Origin of the sequence: Microbulbifer epialgicus (assembly GCF_041447265.1) — a bacterium.
Taxonomy (GTDB): Bacteria; Pseudomonadota; Gammaproteobacteria; order Pseudomonadales; family Cellvibrionaceae; genus Microbulbifer; species Microbulbifer epialgicus.
Map to the genome: position 1 here is coordinate 21720 of NZ_JBGMEK010000026.1, position 18492 is coordinate 40211.

General features: G+C 54.2%; 23 protein-coding genes and 4 tRNA genes. 19 read left to right on the top strand and 8 right to left on the bottom strand.

What is annotated here, in order from left to right:
* Nucleotides 1-2 precede the first annotated feature (2 nt).
* Nucleotides 3-665 carry a DUF502 domain-containing protein gene (locus tag ACCI49_RS12620; RefSeq protein ID WP_371839369.1) on the top strand — a complete coding sequence of 221 codons (663 nt, stop codon included), beginning with the start codon at nt 3-5 and terminating at the stop codon, nt 663-665.
* On the opposite strand, the gene mnmC is transcribed toward ACCI49_RS12620, so the two are convergent.
* The 4 genes from mnmC to ACCI49_RS12640 all read right to left on the bottom strand — a co-directional run bounded on the left by mnmC (nt 651) and on the right by ACCI49_RS12640 (nt 4314).
* Nucleotides 651-2648: a bifunctional tRNA (5-methylaminomethyl-2-thiouridine)(34)-methyltransferase MnmC2/FAD-dependent 5-carboxymethylaminomethyl-2-thiouridine(34) oxidoreductase MnmC1 gene (mnmC, locus tag ACCI49_RS12625; RefSeq protein WP_371839370.1), complete on the bottom strand. Its 1998-nt coding sequence runs from the start codon at nt 2646-2648 to the stop codon at nt 651-653. The genes ACCI49_RS12620 and mnmC overlap by 15 nt on opposite strands.
* A 13-nt stretch (nt 2649-2661) precedes the next feature.
* Complete coding sequence (fldB, locus tag ACCI49_RS12630; protein WP_371839371.1) at nt 2662-3201, bottom strand: flavodoxin FldB; 540 nt, start codon at nt 3199-3201, stop codon at nt 2662-2664.
* A 17-nt stretch (nt 3202-3218) separates the two neighbouring features.
* Nucleotides 3219-3689, bottom strand: a complete 471-nt coding sequence (gene trmL / locus ACCI49_RS12635; protein WP_371839372.1) for a tRNA (uridine(34)/cytosine(34)/5-carboxymethylaminomethyluridine(34)-2'-O)-methyltransferase TrmL — start codon at nt 3687-3689, stop codon at nt 3219-3221.
* A gap of 94 nt (nt 3690-3783) precedes the next feature.
* A complete protein-coding gene (locus ACCI49_RS12640) occupies nt 3784-4314 on the bottom strand; it encodes a glycine cleavage system transcriptional repressor (protein WP_371839373.1) in 531 nt (176 codons plus the stop codon).
* A 131-nt stretch (nt 4315-4445) separates the two neighbouring features.
* On the opposite strand from ACCI49_RS12640, the gene ACCI49_RS12645 reads away from it, so the two are divergent.
* The 4 genes from ACCI49_RS12645 to ACCI49_RS12660 all read left to right on the top strand — a co-directional run bounded on the left by ACCI49_RS12645 (nt 4446) and on the right by ACCI49_RS12660 (nt 6515).
* Nucleotides 4446-4745 carry an MTH1187 family thiamine-binding protein gene (locus ACCI49_RS12645; RefSeq protein WP_371839374.1) on the top strand — a complete coding sequence of 100 codons (300 nt, stop codon included), beginning with the start codon at nt 4446-4448 and terminating at the stop codon, nt 4743-4745.
* 22 nt (nt 4746-4767) lie between these two features.
* A complete protein-coding gene (locus ACCI49_RS12650; protein WP_371839375.1) occupies nt 4768-5580 on the top strand; it encodes a class I SAM-dependent methyltransferase in 813 nt (270 codons plus the stop codon).
* A 79-nt stretch (nt 5581-5659) separates the two neighbouring features.
* On the top strand, nt 5660-5884 hold the full coding sequence (locus ACCI49_RS12655; RefSeq protein WP_371839377.1) for a YheU family protein: 225 nt from the start codon (nt 5660-5662) through the stop codon (nt 5882-5884).
* Complete coding sequence (locus ACCI49_RS12660) at nt 5877-6515, top strand: alpha/beta family hydrolase (protein ID WP_371839379.1); 639 nt, start codon at nt 5877-5879, stop codon at nt 6513-6515. Before ACCI49_RS12655 ends, ACCI49_RS12660 begins: the two co-directional genes overlap by 8 nt.
* Here the strand turns inward: ACCI49_RS12660 and ACCI49_RS12665 are convergent.
* Nucleotides 6490-6777, bottom strand: coding sequence for an antibiotic biosynthesis monooxygenase family protein (locus tag ACCI49_RS12665; RefSeq protein WP_020414711.1), 288 nt, complete (start codon nt 6775-6777; stop codon nt 6490-6492). The genes ACCI49_RS12660 and ACCI49_RS12665 overlap by 26 nt on opposite strands.
* Before the next feature lie 113 nt (nt 6778-6890).
* Between ACCI49_RS12665 and tusA the strand changes: the two genes are divergently transcribed.
* On the top strand, nt 6891-7121 hold the full coding sequence (gene tusA / locus ACCI49_RS12670) for a sulfurtransferase TusA (protein ID WP_371839420.1): 231 nt from the start codon (nt 6891-6893) through the stop codon (nt 7119-7121).
* A gap of 100 nt (nt 7122-7221) precedes the next feature.
* Here tusA and ACCI49_RS12675 read toward each other — a convergent pair whose 3' ends face one another.
* The gene (locus ACCI49_RS12675) at nt 7222-7908 is read right to left on the bottom strand and encodes a hypothetical protein (RefSeq protein ID WP_371839381.1); all 687 of its coding nucleotides are present in this window, start codon (nt 7906-7908) and stop codon (nt 7222-7224) included.
* A gap of 341 nt (nt 7909-8249) precedes the next feature.
* Here ACCI49_RS12675 and ACCI49_RS12680 point away from each other — a divergent pair, with 341 nt between their 5' ends.
* The 5 genes from ACCI49_RS12680 to ACCI49_RS12700 are packed head-to-tail and all read left to right on the top strand — an operon-like array spanning nt 8250 to nt 12881.
* Nucleotides 8250-8786, top strand: a complete 537-nt coding sequence (locus ACCI49_RS12680) for an elongation factor P hydroxylase (RefSeq protein ID WP_371839382.1) — start codon at nt 8250-8252, stop codon at nt 8784-8786.
* Nucleotides 8783-9676: a 5'-3' exonuclease gene (locus ACCI49_RS12685; protein WP_371839383.1), complete on the top strand. Its 894-nt coding sequence runs from the start codon at nt 8783-8785 to the stop codon at nt 9674-9676. The genes ACCI49_RS12680 and ACCI49_RS12685 overlap by 4 nt, the downstream gene beginning before the upstream one ends.
* Nucleotides 9673-10803, top strand: a complete 1131-nt coding sequence (locus ACCI49_RS12690; protein ID WP_371839384.1) for a 4-phosphoerythronate dehydrogenase — start codon at nt 9673-9675, stop codon at nt 10801-10803. The genes ACCI49_RS12685 and ACCI49_RS12690 overlap by 4 nt, the downstream gene beginning before the upstream one ends.
* Nucleotides 10794-11942 carry an ATP-NAD kinase family protein gene (locus ACCI49_RS12695; RefSeq protein ID WP_371839385.1) on the top strand — a complete coding sequence of 383 codons (1149 nt, stop codon included), beginning with the start codon at nt 10794-10796 and terminating at the stop codon, nt 11940-11942. Before ACCI49_RS12690 ends, ACCI49_RS12695 begins: the two co-directional genes overlap by 10 nt.
* A complete protein-coding gene (locus ACCI49_RS12700) occupies nt 11943-12881 on the top strand; it encodes a class I SAM-dependent methyltransferase (protein ID WP_371839386.1) in 939 nt (312 codons plus the stop codon).
* A gap of 23 nt (nt 12882-12904) precedes the next feature.
* Here ACCI49_RS12700 and ACCI49_RS12705 read toward each other — a convergent pair whose 3' ends face one another.
* Together ACCI49_RS12705 and ACCI49_RS12710 are read right to left on the bottom strand one after the other, a co-directional pair.
* On the bottom strand, nt 12905-13306 hold the full coding sequence (locus tag ACCI49_RS12705) for a hypothetical protein (protein ID WP_371839387.1): 402 nt from the start codon (nt 13304-13306) through the stop codon (nt 12905-12907).
* A complete protein-coding gene (locus tag ACCI49_RS12710; protein WP_371839388.1) occupies nt 13306-14520 on the bottom strand; it encodes a pyridoxal phosphate-dependent aminotransferase in 1215 nt (404 codons plus the stop codon). The genes ACCI49_RS12705 and ACCI49_RS12710 overlap by 1 nt, the downstream gene beginning before the upstream one ends.
* Before the next feature lie 128 nt (nt 14521-14648).
* On the opposite strand from ACCI49_RS12710, the gene msrB reads away from it, so the two are divergent.
* From msrB to ACCI49_RS12750, 8 genes are all read left to right on the top strand, one after another.
* Nucleotides 14649-15062 carry a peptide-methionine (R)-S-oxide reductase MsrB gene (gene msrB / locus ACCI49_RS12715; RefSeq protein ID WP_371839389.1) on the top strand — a complete coding sequence of 138 codons (414 nt, stop codon included), beginning with the start codon at nt 14649-14651 and terminating at the stop codon, nt 15060-15062.
* Nucleotides 15059-15865 (top strand): DUF1499 domain-containing protein, encoded by an 807-nt coding sequence (locus tag ACCI49_RS12720; protein WP_371839390.1) that lies wholly within the window; start codon nt 15059-15061, stop codon nt 15863-15865. The genes msrB and ACCI49_RS12720 overlap by 4 nt, the downstream gene beginning before the upstream one ends.
* Before the next feature lie 135 nt (nt 15866-16000).
* Nucleotides 16001-16076 (top strand) — tRNA-Glu (locus tag ACCI49_RS12725).
* Nucleotide 16077: 1 nt separating this feature from the next.
* Nucleotides 16078-16153 (top strand) — tRNA-Gly (locus tag ACCI49_RS12730).
* A 119-nt stretch (nt 16154-16272) separates the two neighbouring features.
* Nucleotides 16273-16348, top strand: a tRNA-Glu gene (locus ACCI49_RS12735).
* Nucleotides 16349-16387: 39 nt separating this feature from the next.
* Nucleotides 16388-16463, top strand: a tRNA-Gly gene (locus ACCI49_RS12740).
* A 317-nt stretch (nt 16464-16780) separates the two neighbouring features.
* Entirely contained in the window at nt 16781-17716 is a 936-nt protein-coding gene (locus ACCI49_RS12745; protein ID WP_371839391.1) for an ABC transporter ATP-binding protein, read from the top strand.
* A complete protein-coding gene (locus tag ACCI49_RS12750) occupies nt 17713-18486 on the top strand; it encodes an ABC transporter permease (RefSeq protein ID WP_371839392.1) in 774 nt (257 codons plus the stop codon). Before ACCI49_RS12745 ends, ACCI49_RS12750 begins: the two co-directional genes overlap by 4 nt.
* Nucleotides 18487-18492 lie beyond the last annotated feature (6 nt).

The window sequence follows — 18492 nt, forward strand, 5'->3', positions numbered from 1 at the left end:
CTATGACCAGAGTAAAAACATTTGTCACTTTGACCCTGCTGGGCGGCCTGGCGGTAGTGTTGCCTATTGCCATCTTTGTGCTGCTGTTTCAGTGGCTTTTCGGGCAAATCAGTGAAATTGTGGCCCCAGCAGTCGTCTGGCTGGAGGCCCATACGGAGTTTAAGGATACCCTTGCGAGGCTTGTGGTGATAGCCTTGATTTTGAGCAGCTGTTTCCTGATTGGCTTGCTGGTAAAAACCAGTATCGGCCATTGGCTGCATCACCACGTGGATCACTGGCTGGGGCGCTTGGCGCCGGGATATAGCACTATCAAGGATTTGGTGCTGCAGTTTATTGGAGGTGGCGGGGAAGGAGTGTTGTCAGGGCCCGTCGCCAGAGTACGAATTCATGGGGCCGATAACCCGCTGGCGGTCACCGCCATTGTGACTTCCCAGCATGCCAGTGGGGATATGACAGTCTATGTACCTACTGCACCGGTTCCCACTTCCGGCTTTGTGTTCCATGTACCAGCGGAGTGTGTGGAAATTTTGCCGGGGGTGACGGTGGAGGCTGCTATGAAAACTATAGTTGCCTGTGGCGCCGGCAGTGCCAATCTACTGGCGGCACCGGCGAAACTCCCGGGAAAACAAGAAGGGTATACTCAGGCCGGGTCAAGTCCCGTCTGAGTGACGATTTTTACCCAGATCGCGAATGGCGAATCTTGCCGGGTGTAGGGCTTTAACCAGGTCCACATTGATTGGCAACGGCTCGCCGAGTATCCAGGCAGTGAGAACTTCTGCTGTTAGCGGGGCATAGGTAAATCCGCGGGAGCCCAATCCGCCCATCACATATAACCCAGGCTGGTAATCGGCCTGCTTATTGATGAACAGCTTGCGGTTTTTACGTAGGCCGCGATAGGTGCTCTCAAGAGAATCCCATTTCGGGAGAGGGCCGGCCAGTGGCAGGTAGTCTGGCGTCGCAGCGCGCAGGGCGGCCCGGCCGCTAAGTTTTTGGGCTGAGAAGTCCTCGGCGATTTCGGGCAGCAGAGCGGCCAGGGTTTGCAGGTTTTCCCGGTGTTCGCTGTCACGTAACTCTGTAGCAGTTTCCTTGAGTTTGAATGTCGCACCAAAGCATTGCCGGCCCTCATATTCTGGTGTGATATACCCCTCACCACACAGCGCCATTTTGAGGTTGGAAGAGGCTTCTGTAGCCAGTGCCCGAGATACTTGGCCCCTTATTGGGCGTAGGGGCAGGGCAGTCGCTGGGGCGAAACCGCGAATATCATTGGCGCCACAAAGCACCACTAGCTCGGCCTTGATTCTTCTGCTGTCAGTTTGTACTAGCCAGCTGTCACCTGAGTACTCCAGTAGTTCTACATTGCTAGCGTGATGCCTTTCAATATTTTTGTGTTCCAACAGGGCGCCACAGACTTTCTGTGGTTCCAACCAGCCTGCGTCAGGGAAATAGAGCCCAGAAAAGGGCAGGCTTACTCCAGCCAGCGCACTGGCTTCGATTGAAGTTACCGCACGGGCCAGAGTTTGCCCAGGGTATGCCTCCAGTGCTGTTGCGACTTGTGCCTGGAGACTTTGTTCTTTTTCTGTCTGGGCCAATTGCAGCAGGCCGCTGAAATGCCCTAGCTGGGGGCAGTGCTGGCGATAGTAGCGCTGGGCGAACATCAGGGCGTGCAGGTTGAAGTCGCCATTCGGTCCTGGTTTGGGGGATAGCTTTCCGTAGAGAATACCCTGGTTGTTACCCGAGCCACCGCTGCCGGGGGAGTCTCCCCGTTCGAACAGCTGTACCTGGATGCCCCGCTCGGCTAAGGCCCTGGCGATAGTGGCGCCGGAGATGCCACTGCCGATGACGGCGGCAGTTTGGGGGCGCTTTGGAGTTGCTGTCGGCAGGTGCCAGGGTGTGGTGGAGACCTCGTTGGTGTGAAGCTTTTCCAGCGAGCCGCACAGCATTTCCCGCTTGCGGCCAAAGCCGGGCATTTTACCCAGCTTGAAGCCGGCGTCGCGCAGGCCGCGTTTAACAAGCCCCGCACAGGTAAATGTGGCAAAGGTGGCGCCGAGTTTACTCAGGGCGGCCAACCTTGCAAATAATTCCGGTGTCCACATATCCGGGTTTTTGGCCGGGGCAAAGCCATCCAGGAACCAGGCGTCCACCAATCGATCACGGGATTCCTGTTGTAGGTATAAATTGCCCAGGGCCTCGCTGGCTTCCCCGATGACCAGGGTCAGGTCCACACGACCGAATTGCAACCTGTGCACCCCCTCAGCCAGTAGTGGCGGGTAGTTGTCGATAAGTTGCTGGTAAAATGCTTGCAGTTGCGGCCAAAGTGTCAAGGCACGGCTCAGGTCTTTGGGCCGCAGTGGGAGTTTCTCAACAGAGATAAAGTGCAGGCGAGCACTTTGAGGAGCCGTTTGTTGCCAAAGTTCCCAGGCGGCGAGAAAGTTCAAGCCAGTGCCGAAGCCGGTTTCACCAATAATAAAGGTGCTGTTTTCTGCGAGGTTTGCCCAGCGCTCTGCAAGGAGGTTTTGTTGTAGGAAAACGTAGCGGGTTTCCTCCAGGCCGGAGGCAGTGGAGAAATAAATATCGTCATAGGCGCGGGACAGGGGTTGGCCACCTTCGCGCCACTCGATATCCGCGTGTTTATTAATGGGTTTGGTCACAACTATGCTTCCTTCAGGCTCCTTCTTGCAGGCCAAACTCGCGCATTACCTGCTCGCACCAGCGTTGGATGCGCTCTTCGCTGAGGTCGAATTCGTTCTCCTCATCAAGAGCGAGGCCTACAAACTGGCTGCCATCGGGGGTAAGGCCTTTGGATTCCTCAAACTCATAGCCCTCTGCAGGCCAGTAGCCGACCATGCGGGCTCCGCACGCCTGTAGTTGAGCGTGCAGGTAGCCCAGAGCGTCCTGAAACCACTGGGGGTAGCCCTCCTGGTCGCCAAGGCCGAACAGGGCTGCAGTTTTGCCCTGCAAGTCCAGCTGTGCTAGATCGTCCCAGATATTCTCCCAGTCTTCCTGCAATTCTCCATAATCCCAGGTGGGTATACCGAACAGCAGGAAGTCGTAACCCTCTGCCTGAGCGATATCTATCTCGGCCACATTGTGCAGGTCAATCCAATGTGGCCCGATACACCGGCGAATTTTCTCCGCGGCCATTTCGGTGTAGCAGGTGCTGGAGCCGTAAAAGAGCCCTATTGGGGCTTGAGAACTTTGCATAACAACTGAAATTCTTACTACTTGGTGAGGGCGCCACTAAAGTCCAATTGCCGCCAGGCTTCGTAGATGACGATAGCGGCGGCATTGGACAGGTTGATACTGCGGCTCTCTGCGCGCATGGGGATGCGCAGGGTGTTTTGCGGGCCTACTTCCTGCAGAAATTCCGCCGGCAGTCCGCGGGTCTCGGGGCCGAAGACAATAGCATCGCCGTCTTGATACTCGAGCGAAGTATGGCTATGGCTGCCTTTGGTGGACAGGGCTAACACCCTGGCCGGTTTTTCGCTGTCGAGAAAAGCCTGCCAGTCCTGGTGGCGAACCACGCGGCTGTATTCACTGTAATCGAGTCCAGCGCGGCGCAGGCGCTTATCGTCCATATCGAAACCGAGGGGCTCAATCAAGTGCAACTCGGCGCCGGTATTGGCGCAGAGGCGAATAATATTACCGGTGTTGGGGGCAATTTCCGGTTGGTACAGAACAATCTTGAACATTCGCTGGTAGTCGCCTGTTGTGGCGCTATATGGCTTGGCTGAATCGGGCCGGGCGGCAGTGCCCAGCCTTGTATGGCTGCGGATTATTCCACAATTAGATAGGGGTGGCGATCTCCTCGCAGTCGATTTCCACCCCCAATTCGTTGGCAATCTGGTCGAGTTCATCGCGCAGGCCATCGAGGTCCATATCTTCGTCCACACTGATAGTGCACTCGCCACTGAATAGCGGTTCGCCACTCCAAGGGGTGCTGCCGTAAGTGGTTTCCAGCTGCTCCATATTGATATGGTGGGCAGTGAGCGCTCGAGAGATTTCGCGCACTATGCCTGGACGGTCATTCCCCACCAGCTTCAGGGTCAGGGTCTGCTGGGGTGACGTGGAAATTGCCACGGCATCTTCGATTACCAGGTTGTAGCCGTCCTCCGCAAGGGTGGCGAGGGCATCTTTTAGGGACTGGCTTTTGTCTCCAGGTGCGGCGACGCGCAGAATGCCGGCAAACTTCCCTGCGAAGTGTGCCATATGGCTGTCTTCCCAGTTGCCACCGTTATCCGCAATGACTGTCGAAAGCTTTTCCACAACGCCGGGCTTATCGTCAGCAATCATGGAGATAACGAGATGCTGTTGCATGTAAAGTTCCTTTGCTTCAGTAGAGACGTGTAGATTGCATTGTAATAGGATCTCGTCCGATAACTCTATCGGTCAATCTCAAAGCTATTATTTCCATTTCTGGTAAAAGGTAACTTAGTGAGGGACTGTCGATGAAGGTACTTGCCGATTTATGTGTGATTCCCATGGGTGTTGGGGTGTCCGTTAGTAAGTATGTTGCGGAATGCGAGAAAGCGTTGGCAGAAGCCGGGCTTACCCACCGTTTACATGCCTATGGCACCAACATTGAGGGGGAGTGGGATGAGGTGATGGCAGCAGTTAAAGCCTGTCATGAGCGGGTGCACGCTATGGGTGCTGAGCGTATCACCACCAGCCTGAAATTGGGAACTCGTATAGACCGGGACCAGTCATTACAGGATAAGATCGACAGCGTGCGATCAAAGCTGGATTAACGATAACAACACAGGAACGATTATGACGATCAATATCAAGAAATCCCTGGTAGCGCTTGCTGGTGCTTTGGCTATGGCCGCTGGAGCCCAGGCTGCCGACTTGAATTCGGTAATCAAGGGGGACCAGCGCAGCAAGGAGTACGCTGCTCGTGACCAGTACCGCAATCCCGCAGAAACCCTCAAGTTTATGGGAATTGAGCCGGATATGACTGTTGTGGAGATTACTCCCGGAGGTGGTTGGTATACGGAAATTCTCGGTCCCTATCTGAGTGAGAAAGGCAAGCTCTACGCGGCGCATTTCCCCGAAGACAGTGAGTCCGCTTATTACCAGCGCTCCCTGAAAAACTTTAAGGAAAAGCTCGCGGGCAATAAAGAAGCCTACAAAAACGTAATCATTACCGAGTTCTCACCCCAGACTGGCCGTGAAGTTGCGCCTGCCGGCAGTGCCGATGCCGTTGTGACCTTCCGCAATGTGCACAACTGGATGTACCGCGATTATCAGGATAAGGCATTTGACAGCTTCTTTGCCGCCCTGAAACCCGGCGGTATTCTGGGTGTGGTTGAGCATCGCGCCAAGCCAGGTACCAGCATGGAGGATATGATCAAGAGTGGTTATGTCACCCAAGAGTATGTGATTGAAGTGGCCAAGAAGGCGGGTTTCGAGCTGGAGGAAGCCAGTGAAGTAAATGCCAACTCGAAAGATACTGCCAAGCACCCGAAAGGTGTTTGGACCCTGCCGCCTTCCCTGCGCCTGGGGGATGAGGATAAGGATAAGTACCTGGCCATTGGTGAGAGCGACCGCATGACCCTGCGCTTCCGCAAGCCAAAGTCCTAAGCCACAATCCTACCTCGCTGATATCGTCAATATTGGGAGCGGTGAAGGCCGCTCCCATCTCATCTTACTTGATAGTTGTATGATCATTCCCTTTGAGCAGTTGGATGCCAGCACCCTGCAGAACTTGTTGGAAGAGTACGCCACTCGCGAAGGTACCGAATATGGTGAGTGCGAAGTGGAGTTGTCGGAGAAGGTTACGAGTTTACGCCGTCAGCTTCAGTCCGGTGAGGTAGTCATCTGGTTTGAACCGGGTGAGGAGAGCGTCAACCTTGTGCTCGCCCAGGATTTGCCCACCGATGTCTGATTACCTGATAGATAGCCCCCAGTCACCCAAAGTCCGCTTTCTGTTTGCCCATGGTGCTGGCGCGCCCATGGATAGTGAATTTATGCAGGCTCTTTCCCAGGGGCTATGTGGACAGGGTGTAGAGGTGATGCGCTTTGAGTTTCCCTATATGGCCCAACGTCGCACCGGTGGTAGTAAGCGCCCGCCTAATACCATGCCCCAGCTCGAGGAGTGTTTTCGCGAACAGATTAAGCGTTTTTCGGGAGGCTTACCCCTATTTATTGGTGGTAAATCCATGGGGGGGCGGGTGGCGAGCCTGCTTGCTGATGAAACCTTTGCCGAGGGTTTGATTGCAGGGGTTGTCTGCCTGGGCTATCCGTTCCATCCTCAGGGCAAACCGGATAAGTTGCGCACCGAGCATTTACAGGCGATCTCCTGCCCGATGCTTATTGTTCAGGGAGATAGAGACCGTCTAGGTAACCGTGTAGAAGTAAATACTTACGGATTAGCAGCCACTATTGAGGTTGAGTGGCTGGAGGATGGTGATCACGACTTTAAGCCACGCCGTGCCAGTGGTTTTACTCAAGCAGGGCATTGGCAGTCTGCGGTGGAAATAGCGGCGCAATTTATGCTGCGGTCTCAAGGACGATAATACGCTCTTCCTGAACCAATAAGGGGCTCAACATAGCCATTTGGGCGCGGCGCTCCTCACTGGTGTACCAGTGCTGCCAGTGCAGCTCGGATTGCCACTTCGACAAGGTAAAACGGCGCAGCGGGTTGCCTTTTTCGATATAGGTCTGCCCTTCGATAAAGCCTATGGTGCGGTAGGCGCAGGTTAGTACCTTACGCGCCGCCTCCTCATAGCTACTCTGCATTTCGGCAGCGATCTCCCGCTCAATCAATACATAAATCATTGTGTACCCAAATCGCGATAGGGCCTTAGAGGAGTTTAGTGCGTCAGTCCTGGATTTAGGTGACTGCCAGTTTTCGGGTGACGAAGCCCGTTAAATTGCGCACAATTGGCTATATGAAGTTTGATCACACTCTCGACACCCGCGGCCTCTTGTGCCCGGAGCCTGTAATGATGTTGCACTCAGCGGTGCGGAATGTCGCCGATGGGGAAGTACTGAAAATGCTTGCCACAGACCCCTCCACCCAGCGGGATGTACCTAAGTTTTGCCAATTTCTAGGCTATGAGCTGGTTCAACACGCTGAGGAGAATGACGAATTCGTTTTCTGGATTAGGAAAGCGGAATAGTCGGTCGGGATCTTTTGCTGCCGCCCCAGCCCGTAATGGCGGGGACGGCAACACACTCCTGGATACAACTCTCTGCCGACTAAGTGGTCGGTCGAATAGATTATGGCGCCGTTACCAAAGCGGCGATGGCGGCCAATGCCTCCGGGTCCTCTGATTTGATCTTGTTGGCGATATGGTGCTGGAAAAAGTAGCGAAAGCCCACGCTCTCCTGTGCGGGGTACAGGCAATGGTCACCCGGCAGTACCGGGGTGGTCTCAACGATATCGTGGTCGATCAGCATGCCATGGATCACGCCATCGGCGTGCAGGCGCCAGCTGATCACCTCAATTAACGTCAGGTTCTCCCGATCCTCATCCATAAACACCGCGTGGGTGCCAATGGTATCGGGGATCTCCTGCAGCACTTCTTCAGCTTTGCTGCTCTCAAACTCAAAGTATTCCGCCGCAGTTTCCAGCTCGACGACTTTGTGAATGGGTGGGTGGTGGAAGATTTCCTCAATGCCGGGATCGTAGTAGCCCTCAAAGCGTCCATCTAAAGGGTCCTTGATGTCTGGACAGGCCACTATTGAGTTTAACCAGGGAACGAGGCCTACGACCTCGCCATTTGCTTTGAGCCCCCAACACAGCACTTTCAGACTGTAGAAATCTGTTCCGCTGGAGTTGTTGGAGTAGAGCATTTCCAAGCCGTCGAGTTCTGGCGACAGGCGGATAAAGCGCCGGTCCGCAGAAGTCTCGATCGGCTCGCCGGTGAAGAGGTCTACCACATTGTTAATGCTGTGGTCTGTCATGGAACACCTCCTGGCAGGGCCGGTTGTATACCGTCTCCACTCAGACAAAGGTGCGACTACCTATGCCCTATCTCTAAGGGAAGACTGAATCAGGAGGGTATTTGACTGCTTTATCCCTCCTCCGGGAGTTCGCTGAAAGGGCAGGTGCCCAAGGCGGCATCCCTGCCAGTAAAGGTATATGTTGATTTGCGGAAATACAACCAGCGCTGTCAATTGGCTCCACAGCGGCACAGCTTTGATCGAGGCGTCTGCGTTGATATAGTCCCCGCCTTTGCGGTACCCCGGAGAACACCTTGCCCGTTCCTAACCCAGAAATGGCTTCAGTTTCTACAAGTTTACCTATGGCGGATCGCATAATTGGCGTTTTTAATCGCTGTTTTGCGGACCCAAATGGGCTCAATACCCGACTTTGTGGCGGTTTTCCCGAACCCTACTACCGCCCCGCCGCCATGAAAAAGGGGGTTCACCAGGTGGAATTTACCCTGGATTATGCCGCCAGCGCCCTGCACGAAGTGGCCCATTGGTGTGTGGCCGGGGAGGCGCGCCGCCTGCTACCTGACTACGGCTATTGGTATGAAGCGGACGGGCGTAGCCGTGAGCAGCAGGCTGAATTTGAGCTTGTGGAGGTCAAGCCTCAGGCGCTGGAGTGGGTCTTCGCTCGCGCCTGTGGTTTCAGGTTTCGGGTCAGTGCAGACAACCTAAAAAGCGGCTTGGGCCCTAGTGACACCTTTAAAAAGGCAATCTGGGAGCAGGTGCAGGACTACTGTGCCCAGGGACCAAACGCTCGGGCGAGGACTTTTGCCCTGGCACTGGCTGAGGAGTTTGAGTGCCCGGACCCGCTCGATAAGGATGCCTATCAATTGGTGGAGTTATCGTGAGCAGCTATCTGATTGACGCCTCCGTCTATATTTTCCGCTATTACTTTGCGCTGCCGCCCAACTGGGAGAGCCGTAGCGGTTACTCCACCGAAGCCGTTTATGGCTTCACTAATTTCCTGCTGGATATGTTAGCGCGAGATCCGCGCCATATAGCCTGTGCTTTTGATGAGTCTCTGGGCAGTTGCTTCCGCAATGAGCTGTACCCGGACTATAAATGCAGTCGCGCTATGCCCGATGAGGCATTGGCCTTCCAGCTGGCGGCGTGCCGAGAGATGTCGGAGGCCCTGGGAATTGCCAGCTTCTCTAGCGAGCGTTATGAGGCAGACGACATTCTTGCCACCCTCACCCGAAAGCTGCGCAGGCACAAGCCGATTGTTGTGAGCCGCGACAAGGATCTGGGGCAATTGTTGGCTAGAGGGGCCTCCTCCCTTTGGGACTTCGCTGCGGATCGGCATATGGATAGTGAAGCCTTGGAGCAAAAATTTGGGGTGAAACCGGCACAGATTGCCGATTACCTGGCACTGGTAGGAGACAGCCGTGACGATATCCCCGGAATCCCAGGTGTTGGTCCCAAGACAGCGGCGCGTCTACTGGAGGCTTTTGAGGGCATAGAGATGCTCCTGGTGCAGCTCGAGCAGGTGGCGTCACTACCTATTCGCGGTGCCAAGGGACTTGCCCAGCGCTTGCAGGAATTTGAAGAGCAGTTACGTATGGCCAAGCGCCTCACCAGCCTGGAAGAGAATATCCCCTTGGGTATCACTGTGGCAGATCTACGCCCGCAAGTAGTGGACCTGGATCTGGCCCAGGCCCTGGCAGAAGAGTTTGGTATCGGTGGCCTGAAAGGGAAGATGGAGCGGACCTTGAGCCGTATGGATGGAGAGCTTGCATGAGTAAAAGTTTAACGAATAGTGCCAGCCTGAAGATCGTCGCGGATGAAAATATTCCGGCCCTAGAGCAATACTTCGGGGATCTGGGCACACTGGTACGTTACCCTGGCCGAACCCTTGCCCGAGAGCAACTTGCCGACGCCGATATCCTGTTGGTGCGCTCGGTCACGCGAGTAAACCAAAGCCTGTTGGAAGGTACGCCAGTCCGCTTTGTTGGTAGCTGCACAATTGGCACTGACCACCTGGATACCAACTGGCTGGAGCGCAATGGTATTTATTGGAGTGCCGCGCCGGGCTGTAATGCCAACTCCGTTGTGGAATATGTCTTCTGTGCTCTGGCGGCCCTGGGGGCCGACTGGCGTGGGCGCAGCTTTGGAATTGTCGGTTGCGGCAATGTTGGCGGCCTGCTGCAGAAGCGGCTGCATAACCTGGGCGCTACCTGCGCTGTTTACGATCCCTGGCTACCAGAGAACCCAGACTATGCGCCGTTGGAGCAGGTGCTTAGCCAGGATATTGTGTGCCTGCATGCCCCTCTGGTTAAAAGCGGCCTTTACCCGAGCTTACATATGATTGGTGCGGAGCAGCTTGTACATATCCGCGATGGAGCGGTGCTGATTAGTGCCGGGCGGGGTGCGGTGGTAGATAACCGTGCGCTGCTTCAACTCCTGCAAAAAGAGCGGCGTTTTAGCACAGTACTGGATGTCTGGGAAAATGAGCCGGGAATTGATACTGAACTATTGAAATTGGTTGACCTGGGCACGCCGCATATTGCCGGCTATAGCCTGGACGGCAAGCTTGCGGGTACTCACATGATTCGAGAGGCACTGTCGAATGCGCTAGACCTGTCACTACCTGCGTTGGATAAAAGTGCGGAATGTGAGGCAGCGCAAAATAGAATTGTCTCAGGAGGCGCCCAGACAGAACTGCTGTTGCAAATGTATGATCCCCGCAATGATGATTGCCGTCTGCGTGAAGCGGCGGAAGGCCCTGAGCCCATGTCTAAAGCCTTCGACCGTTTGCGCCGAGAATACCCCAAGCGCCTGGAATTTTCTCATTACAGTTCGTCGGCGCAAAACCTGAGTGAAAGTGATAAAGAGCAGTTAGCGGTGTTGGGGCTTAAGTGCAATTAGACAAGCAAGTAAAAAAACTGGGGCTGATTATCAACCCCTGGGCCGGTGTCGGTGGCCCGGCGGGGCTTAAGGGCAGTGATGGGGCTGAGACGGTGGCACAGGCACTGGCTGCGGGGATCGAGCCCCAATCCCACAAGCGCGCTGCAATCGCCCTGGAGGCATTAGCCTCTTTTCGCGAGCAATTGGAGCTTTTGTGTTTTGCCGGTGATATGGGTGCAGATACCGCTCGCGCGCTCGGTTTCTCTGTCAATGAGGTGGGGACTGCCGATAGCAGCCCATCCACTCCCGCAGACACGGAAAAAGCAGCTAAAGCGATTCGCGATGCCGGTGCTGACCTAATTGTTTTTATCGGTGGAGATGGCACTGCACGCAATATGGTTAATGCCCTTGGAGAGAATTTCCCTGTGCTGGGTATTCCTGCCGGAGTCAAGATGCATTCCGCTTGTTTTGCTATTTCCCCCAAAGCTGGCGGCGAGGTTTTACGACGCCTCATGTCCGGTCAGCTGGTGGATTTGTGTGAGCGCGAAGTGCGGGATATCGACGAGCAATCTTTTCGCCAGGGTAGAGTGAGCACCCGTTATTACGGCGAATTGTTGGTGCCCCAGGAGGGGCATTTTTTACAGGCAGTAAAAAATGCCGGGCGTGAGGTGGAAGAACTGGCTGTGGCAGACATTGCCGCTGAGATTGTTGAAGAGCTGGACCCCGGTACCCTGTACATTGTTGGCCCTGGCTCAACGACCCTGGCGATAATGAATGAGCTGGGCTGTAAAGGTACTTTGTTGGGGGTGGATCTGCTGATCGACAGTGCCTTACAACAGGCGGATGTGGGTGCACCACAGATCGAGGCGGCGATCGCTGCGCACCAGGGCCCAATAAAAATCTTGCTCACTGCTATTGGTGGCCAGGGGCATTTGATTGGCCGTGGCAACCAGCAGTTTTCCGCAAAAGTTCTACGGGAAGTCGGGCGTGATAATTTAATGGTTGTCGCTACCAAAACCAAAATAACTCAACTTGGAGGACGCCCCCTGTTGGTGGACAGCGGTGAGCCGGAATTAGATCGGGAGTGGAGCGGCTTTATCCGGGTAGTTACCGGCTACCGGGATGCGATTTTATACCCATTAAGTAACGGAGAAGTTTGAGTGTCTACCAATTGGCAGCAGCTACTGGAGCTGGTTGAGTCCAAAATAGCACAGGGTGGCAGAGACAGTCGTCGTCTGTTCCACGGCCGTGGCCGTTGCTATGAGGGGTTGGAGCAGGTTTGTGTCGACAGTTTTTTTCCAGCGCTGCTGGTGACTTTTTTCGAAGAGTATGAAGGAGAAGCGGAATTGTGCGAAACGCTCTGGCAACTGGCAGAGCCGCGCGGTTACCGTGGTATTGCTACTCAGCGCCGCTACCAGACTGGCGCTCCGATAGAGTGGCAGTGTGGTGAGCCTGTGGCAGCTCCGATGGCACAGCGTGGTGAACTGAGGTTTCCCCTGACCTTTGAGCGACAGAACGTTGGGTTTTTCCTGGATATAGAACCGGGGCGCACTTGGTTGGAAGAACAGGTTCGTGCCCGGGCGGAACAGGGGGCTGTAAAAATGTTGAACCTGTTTGCTTTTACCTGTGCCTTTTCTGCTGTGGCTCGTGCAGCAGGGGATATTGAAATCGTCAATGTGGATGTGAATCGCGGCGTGTTAAATCGCGGGCGCGAAAACCACGAAGTGAATGGCTTGTCCCTGAAAGGCATTCAATTCCTGCAATTTGACGCGCTGCGTCAATTCAAGCGTTTTGACCGCCGAGGCCCTTTCCAGTTGGGTATCGTAGATCCGCCTACACGCCAGAAAGGCCGTTTTGATGTAAGTCACAATTACGAAAAACTCGTACGACAATTGCCGGCCTGCCTTGCAGATGAGGCAGATTTGCTGATGGTCATCAATTCCCCCCGTCATAGTGAGGCGCATTTCCGCGAGCTGATCCTCGGCGCTGATAAAGGATACGAAATAGTGACTCGTTTAGCGCAGAATCCGGATTTTCCCGATCGGGATCCGGATGCCGCGTTAAAAATGTTGCATGTTAAATACCGCCGCCAGAAATAGCGGCGCAATTTTCTTAGTGTATTTTAGTGAGCAGCAAACTCTCGCATCAGGCGTTCCATTAGCGTTTGTAATTTTGTAGATGAAGCACCACGCACCGCACTATTGAGCAGCTGTGCGTTGCTCTGCTTGGAATCCGCGTCGGTATTGATAAGCAACAGAAACCCGCGGTGGCTTAATACTACTTCTTCCGCGGCTTCTTGGCGAACCAGTTGGGAGAAATTGATATAGCCGCTTTGCTTTAGCCAGCTGATTGCTCCCAGGCAGGCCAGATGGCGCGGGGAATGCAAACCGAATTCATCGGGGCTGTCGGGGCCGGCGATATCCTCGATATAAATCGTTGCGGGCATGGGAAACTGGCCGAATAGCGCCAGCAGAACCCTGCCGGCGTCGCGGTAAAAATCGTGAATATGTAAATCGTCCAACATCAGCGGGAATATCGCTCCAGAAAGTAGCCCAGGCGGGTAATAGCGTGGGATAGGTCATCTGCCCTCGGCAGGAAAACTATACGTAAATGATCCGGCGCATCCCAGTGGAAAGCACTGCCCTGTACCAGCAGGATTTTCTCCTGGCGTAAGAACTCCAGTACCAGCTGCTCATCATTTTCGATCTTGTGGTGATCCAGGTTTAGTCTGGGAAATAGATAGATAGCGCCGCTGGGTTTAACGCAGCTAACTCCAGGGATGTCATTCAGCATGCTGTGGGCCAGGTCTCTCTGCTGGCGCAAGCGTCCGCCGGGTAATACCAGGTCGTTAATACTCTGGTAGCCGCCGAGCGCGGTCTGTATCGCAAACATTGCGGGTACGTTGCCACACAGACGCATGGAGGCAAGCATATCCATGCCTTCAATAAATCCCTTGGCGCGATGTTTTGCGCCGCTCACAATCATCCAGCCGGAGCGGAAACCAGCTAAACGGTAGGACTTAGATAGGCCGTTGAAGCTCAGGCAGAGCACATCAGAGGCCAGTTTGGCCATCGGAGTGAATTCAACATCGTCGTAGAGAATTTTGCTGTAAATTTCATCGGCGAAAATCACCAGCTTGTGGCTACGTGCCACTTCGACGATATCCTCCAGCAGTTCCCTCGGGTAAATGGCGCCGGTAGGGTTGTTGGGGTTGATTACCACAATACCGCGGGTGTGCGGGGTAATCTTCGATTTGATATCCTCGATATCCGGCAACCAGTCTGATTCCTCGTCACAGCGGTATAGTACCGGGTTGGCCCCAGCGAGGTTTGTTGCCGCCATCCACAGAGGGTAATTGGGCATTGGTAGAAGGAGTTCATCGCCGTTGTTGAGCAGTGCCTGGGTGGCCATGGAAATCAGCTCGGAGACGCCGTTTCCCAGGTAAATGTCGTCTATTTCTACCCCTTCAATACCGAGCGTCTGACTCTCCTGCATAATGGCTTTGCGCGCTGCAAACAGGCCTTTGGACTCCACATAACCCTGAGCGTGGGAGAGGTTGTGGATGACATCCTGGATAATCTCATCCGGGGCGTCGAAACCAAAGGGGGCGGGGTTGCCGATATTCAGTTTGAGAATTCGGTGGCCTTCCTCTTCCATACGGTAGGCCTGCTGCATAACAGGGCCGCGGATCTCATAGCAGACGCCGTGCAGTTTTTCAGATTTATGGATGTCCTTCATGGTAACTCGGCAGTCCTGTAGCTTGGCAAGAGCGGTCCTGGGCCGCGTGCGAGCTACGCGAAAGCCGGGAAGTTCGCTGGCAGCGGGCGCCGCTCCTGCGGGAACTGGTAAAAATGGGACAAGAGAGTATGTCAAAACCAAAAGACGATAACTACTGGCGCGATCAGCTGACAGATGAGGAGTTTGAAGTATGTCGCAAGGGGGGGACAGAGCCTCCATATACTGGCGAATATTGGGATGTTTTTGACGAAGGCGTCTATCGTTGCAGGTGTTGTGGTGAAATTCTATTTGATTCCGCAGCGAAATTTGAGAGTTACTGCGGCTGGCCCAGTTTTGATGCTGAGTTTGCCGAGGGGATAGTGCGAGAGCTTCCCGATAACAGTTTCGGCATGCAGCGAGTTGAGATTCTGTGCAGCAAGTGTGACAGCCATCTTGGGCATGTATTTGACGATGGCCCGACAGAGACCGGCTTACGTTACTGTATTAATTCCTTATCAGTACAGCTGGATAAAAAGGACAGCGGGGAAGAGGAAAAAGAGTGACCGAAAAACACTGGAGTCGCTGGCTATTGTGGACCCAATGGGTGCTGCTCGTGGCAATTGTTCTGGCCGGGCTTGCGCTGAGATTTGGATTGCTGCACTTCAGTGTGGCTTTCAAGGTATTTACCTATGCAGGTGCCTTAGCCCTGGCGATTGCGCTGGTTAGTTTACTGATCTTTGTTTGGGGAATGCGCAGCCATAGTGCTGAAACTCGCAGCAATGCCCTGTGGGCAGTACTTCTGGGCCTGTTGCCTGTGGCCATTCCACTGATCACGGTGGGTAAGGGCAGCTTTACTGTGCCGAGAATCCACGATATCACCACAGATACCCGCAACCCACCCCAGTATCGCGTGGTGCTGGGGTTGCGTAAGCCTGGGGAGAACAGTGCAGAATACGCCGGGGAGCCGGTGGCACGGCTGCAACGGAAGGCCGATGTTTACGCTGATATCTATCCCTTACATGTGCATCTTCCCGTCGAGCGGACCACTGAGCTGGCCGCGGAGGTAGCTGAAGAACTGGGTTGGAAAATCGTCTCCTATGAACCGGAGCGCGGCCACCTTGAAGCCGTGGATCGCACCCTGCTGCTGGGGTTCACAGATGATATCGTCGTGCGGGTGAGGCCGGAGAGTGATGACGGCTCTCGTGTGGATGTCCGGTCCAGTTCCCGGGTTGGGGTGAGTGATCTGGGCACCAATGCAAAGCGCATCCGTGAATTCCTGGAAGAGTTGCACCTGCATGCTGTCAGTGCAGAGAATAGAGCGCTGTCCCAGAGTCGGAAATCTGCTCCCCGGAATCCACCGGGTTAGGTAAGTGCCTGACAATAAAAGGAAAAAATTTTAATTCGGGTGTTGACAGCACTCCGAACGGTACATAGAATGCGCCCCTCTTCTGACGCAGAGCTACACTTTAAAGCGCAGCGATGACGACAGAGGCGATTCTGGGTCCCCATCGTCTAGAGGCCTAGGACACCGCCCTTTCACGGCGGTAACAGGGGTTCGACTCCCCTTGGGGATGCCACGCGGGAATAGCTCAGTTGGTAGAGCGCAACCTTGCCAAGGTTGAGGTCGCCGGTTCGAACCCGGTTTCCCGCTCCAAATTTTGCTTTGCAGCATAGCTTTAGGGCTGTTTTGTTAAGCGAAGCCACTGATTTTAGTGGCACTGCCATGGACAGCGTGGCAGCACGGGACCGAAGAGGTTGTAGTGCAAAGTTTCTGTCCCCATCGTCTAGAGGCCTAGGACACCGCCCTTTCACGGCGGTAACAGGGGTTCGACTCCCCTTGGGGATGCCAATATGGCCGGGCAGCAGTGCTGTGGGGCCAACCCAAAACGCGGGAATAGCTCAGTTGGTAGAGCGCAACCTTGCCAAGGTTGAGGTCGCCGGTTCGAACCCGGTTTCCCGCTCCAATTAAAAAGCCGCTCAATCGAGCGGCTTTTTAATTTTCCGGTATATTGCTTCTTAGTTCGTTAGTCGCTTATGTAGGGTGACTACACTGCGCTCCCTCTGCCCTGCTGGACAAAAAAGTGGCCTCTGGCAGTGCAATCAAATTAGTGTTAACAGGCCCTAGTCTATCGTTTGCGCCAGTGCTCCCCGGACTATAGATGTTCGCCCGGGGCTTTCGACTACTGCTCGGCTGGGCCACACTGTCAAATCCCGGCATTTCCCCCAGTTGAAATCATCCAGGCAAGCGCGTTGAATGGCGCTTCTAGTGAAAGGAAGAGAGATGACAGCCGCGCTATCTATCCAGAACTTACAGAAGACCTATGAGAACGGCTTCCAGGCCCTGAAGGGCATCAGCTTTGAGGTGCAGCCAGGGGACTTCTTTGCCCTCTTGGGGCCCAATGGTGCGGGCAAGTCCACTACCATAGGCATTATTTGCTCACTGGTACGCAAAACTGCGGGTAGCGTGTCGATCTTTGGAATCGATATTGACAGTGATTTCCCTGCAGCCAAGCGCCTGCTGGGCGTAGTGCCGCAGGAATTTAATTTCAGCCAGTTCGAGAAGGTGTTTGATATCGTGGCCACCCAAGGCGGTTTCTATGGAATGCCGCGCAAACAGGCCGAAGAGCGTACAGAAAAATACCTGAAACAACTCGGCTTGTGGGATAAACGGGCCACTCAGGCGCGTATGTTATCTGGTGGTATGAAGCGCCGCCTGATGATTGCACGGGCGCTGATACATGAGCCCAAGCTACTGATTCTCGATGAACCCACTGCCGGAGTCGATATCGAGCTGCGCCGCTCTATGTGGGCATTCCTGGAGGAGATTAACGCGCTGGGCACTACTATTATTCTCACCACCCACTACCTGGAAGAGGCTGAGAGCCTGTGCCGCAATATTGCGATCATCGACAAGGGCGCTATTGTTGAGAACACCTCAATTAAATCCCTGTTGAAGACGCTCAACCGCGAGACGTTTATTCTCGATTGCAGCGAATACTTGACTAAGGCCCCAGAAATCACAGGATTCGAGTGCTGCCTGTTAGATAACCACTCTTTGGAGGTCACTGTTGAAAAAGGACAGTCGTTAACAGAGGTTTTCGTCGAGCTCAAAGCCCAGGGTGTTACCGTGACCAGCATGCGCAACCGTGCCAACCGCCTTGAGGAGCTGTTTATTTCCATGCTGTCTGAGGAGAAAATGGAGGGCGTGGACGAGTGAGCGGTAAATTAACTTGGGTATCGTTCAGCACCATTTTCCGTCGGGAAGTGCGCCGCTTTATGCGTATTTGGCCGCAGACGTTGGTGCCACCGGTAATCACCATGTCCCTGTATTTTGTGATCTTTGGTTCCCTGATCGGTAGCCGGATCGGTGATATGGGTGGCTTTCCTTATATGGAGTTTGTGGTTCCGGGGTTAATTATGATGTCGGTGATCACCAACTCCTACGCCAATGTGGTGTCCTCGTTTTACAGCGCGAAATTCCAGCGTAGTGTTGAAGAGCTCCTGGTTTCGCCCACGCCCAACTGGGCTGTGATGGCCGGATATGTGCTCGGGGGAGTAGCGCGCGGCTTGATTGTCGGCCTGATAGTTACCCTTGTGGCGATGTTTTTTACCTCACTCAATGTTGAACATCTAGGGGTTACCGTGGCGATTGTATTCCTGACCGCGGTGTTGTTTTCCCTGGCGGGATATATCAATGCTATCTATGCCAACAGCTTTGATGCCATTTCCATAATTCCCACTTTTGTTTTGACCCCGCTTACCTATTTGGGAGGTGTTTTTTATTCGATTGAGTTGCTGTCGCCATTTTGGCAGGGGCTGTCGAAACTGAATCCAATTCTCTACATGGTGAATTCCTTTCGATACGGCATACTGGGGGTTTCGGATATAAATGTAGCTTGGGCTTTTTTGGGGGTTCTGGTATTTATTGCACTTCTCGCGGGCTGGGGGCTTTACCTGATGAGCCATGGCAAGCGATTGAGGCATTGAGGTGAA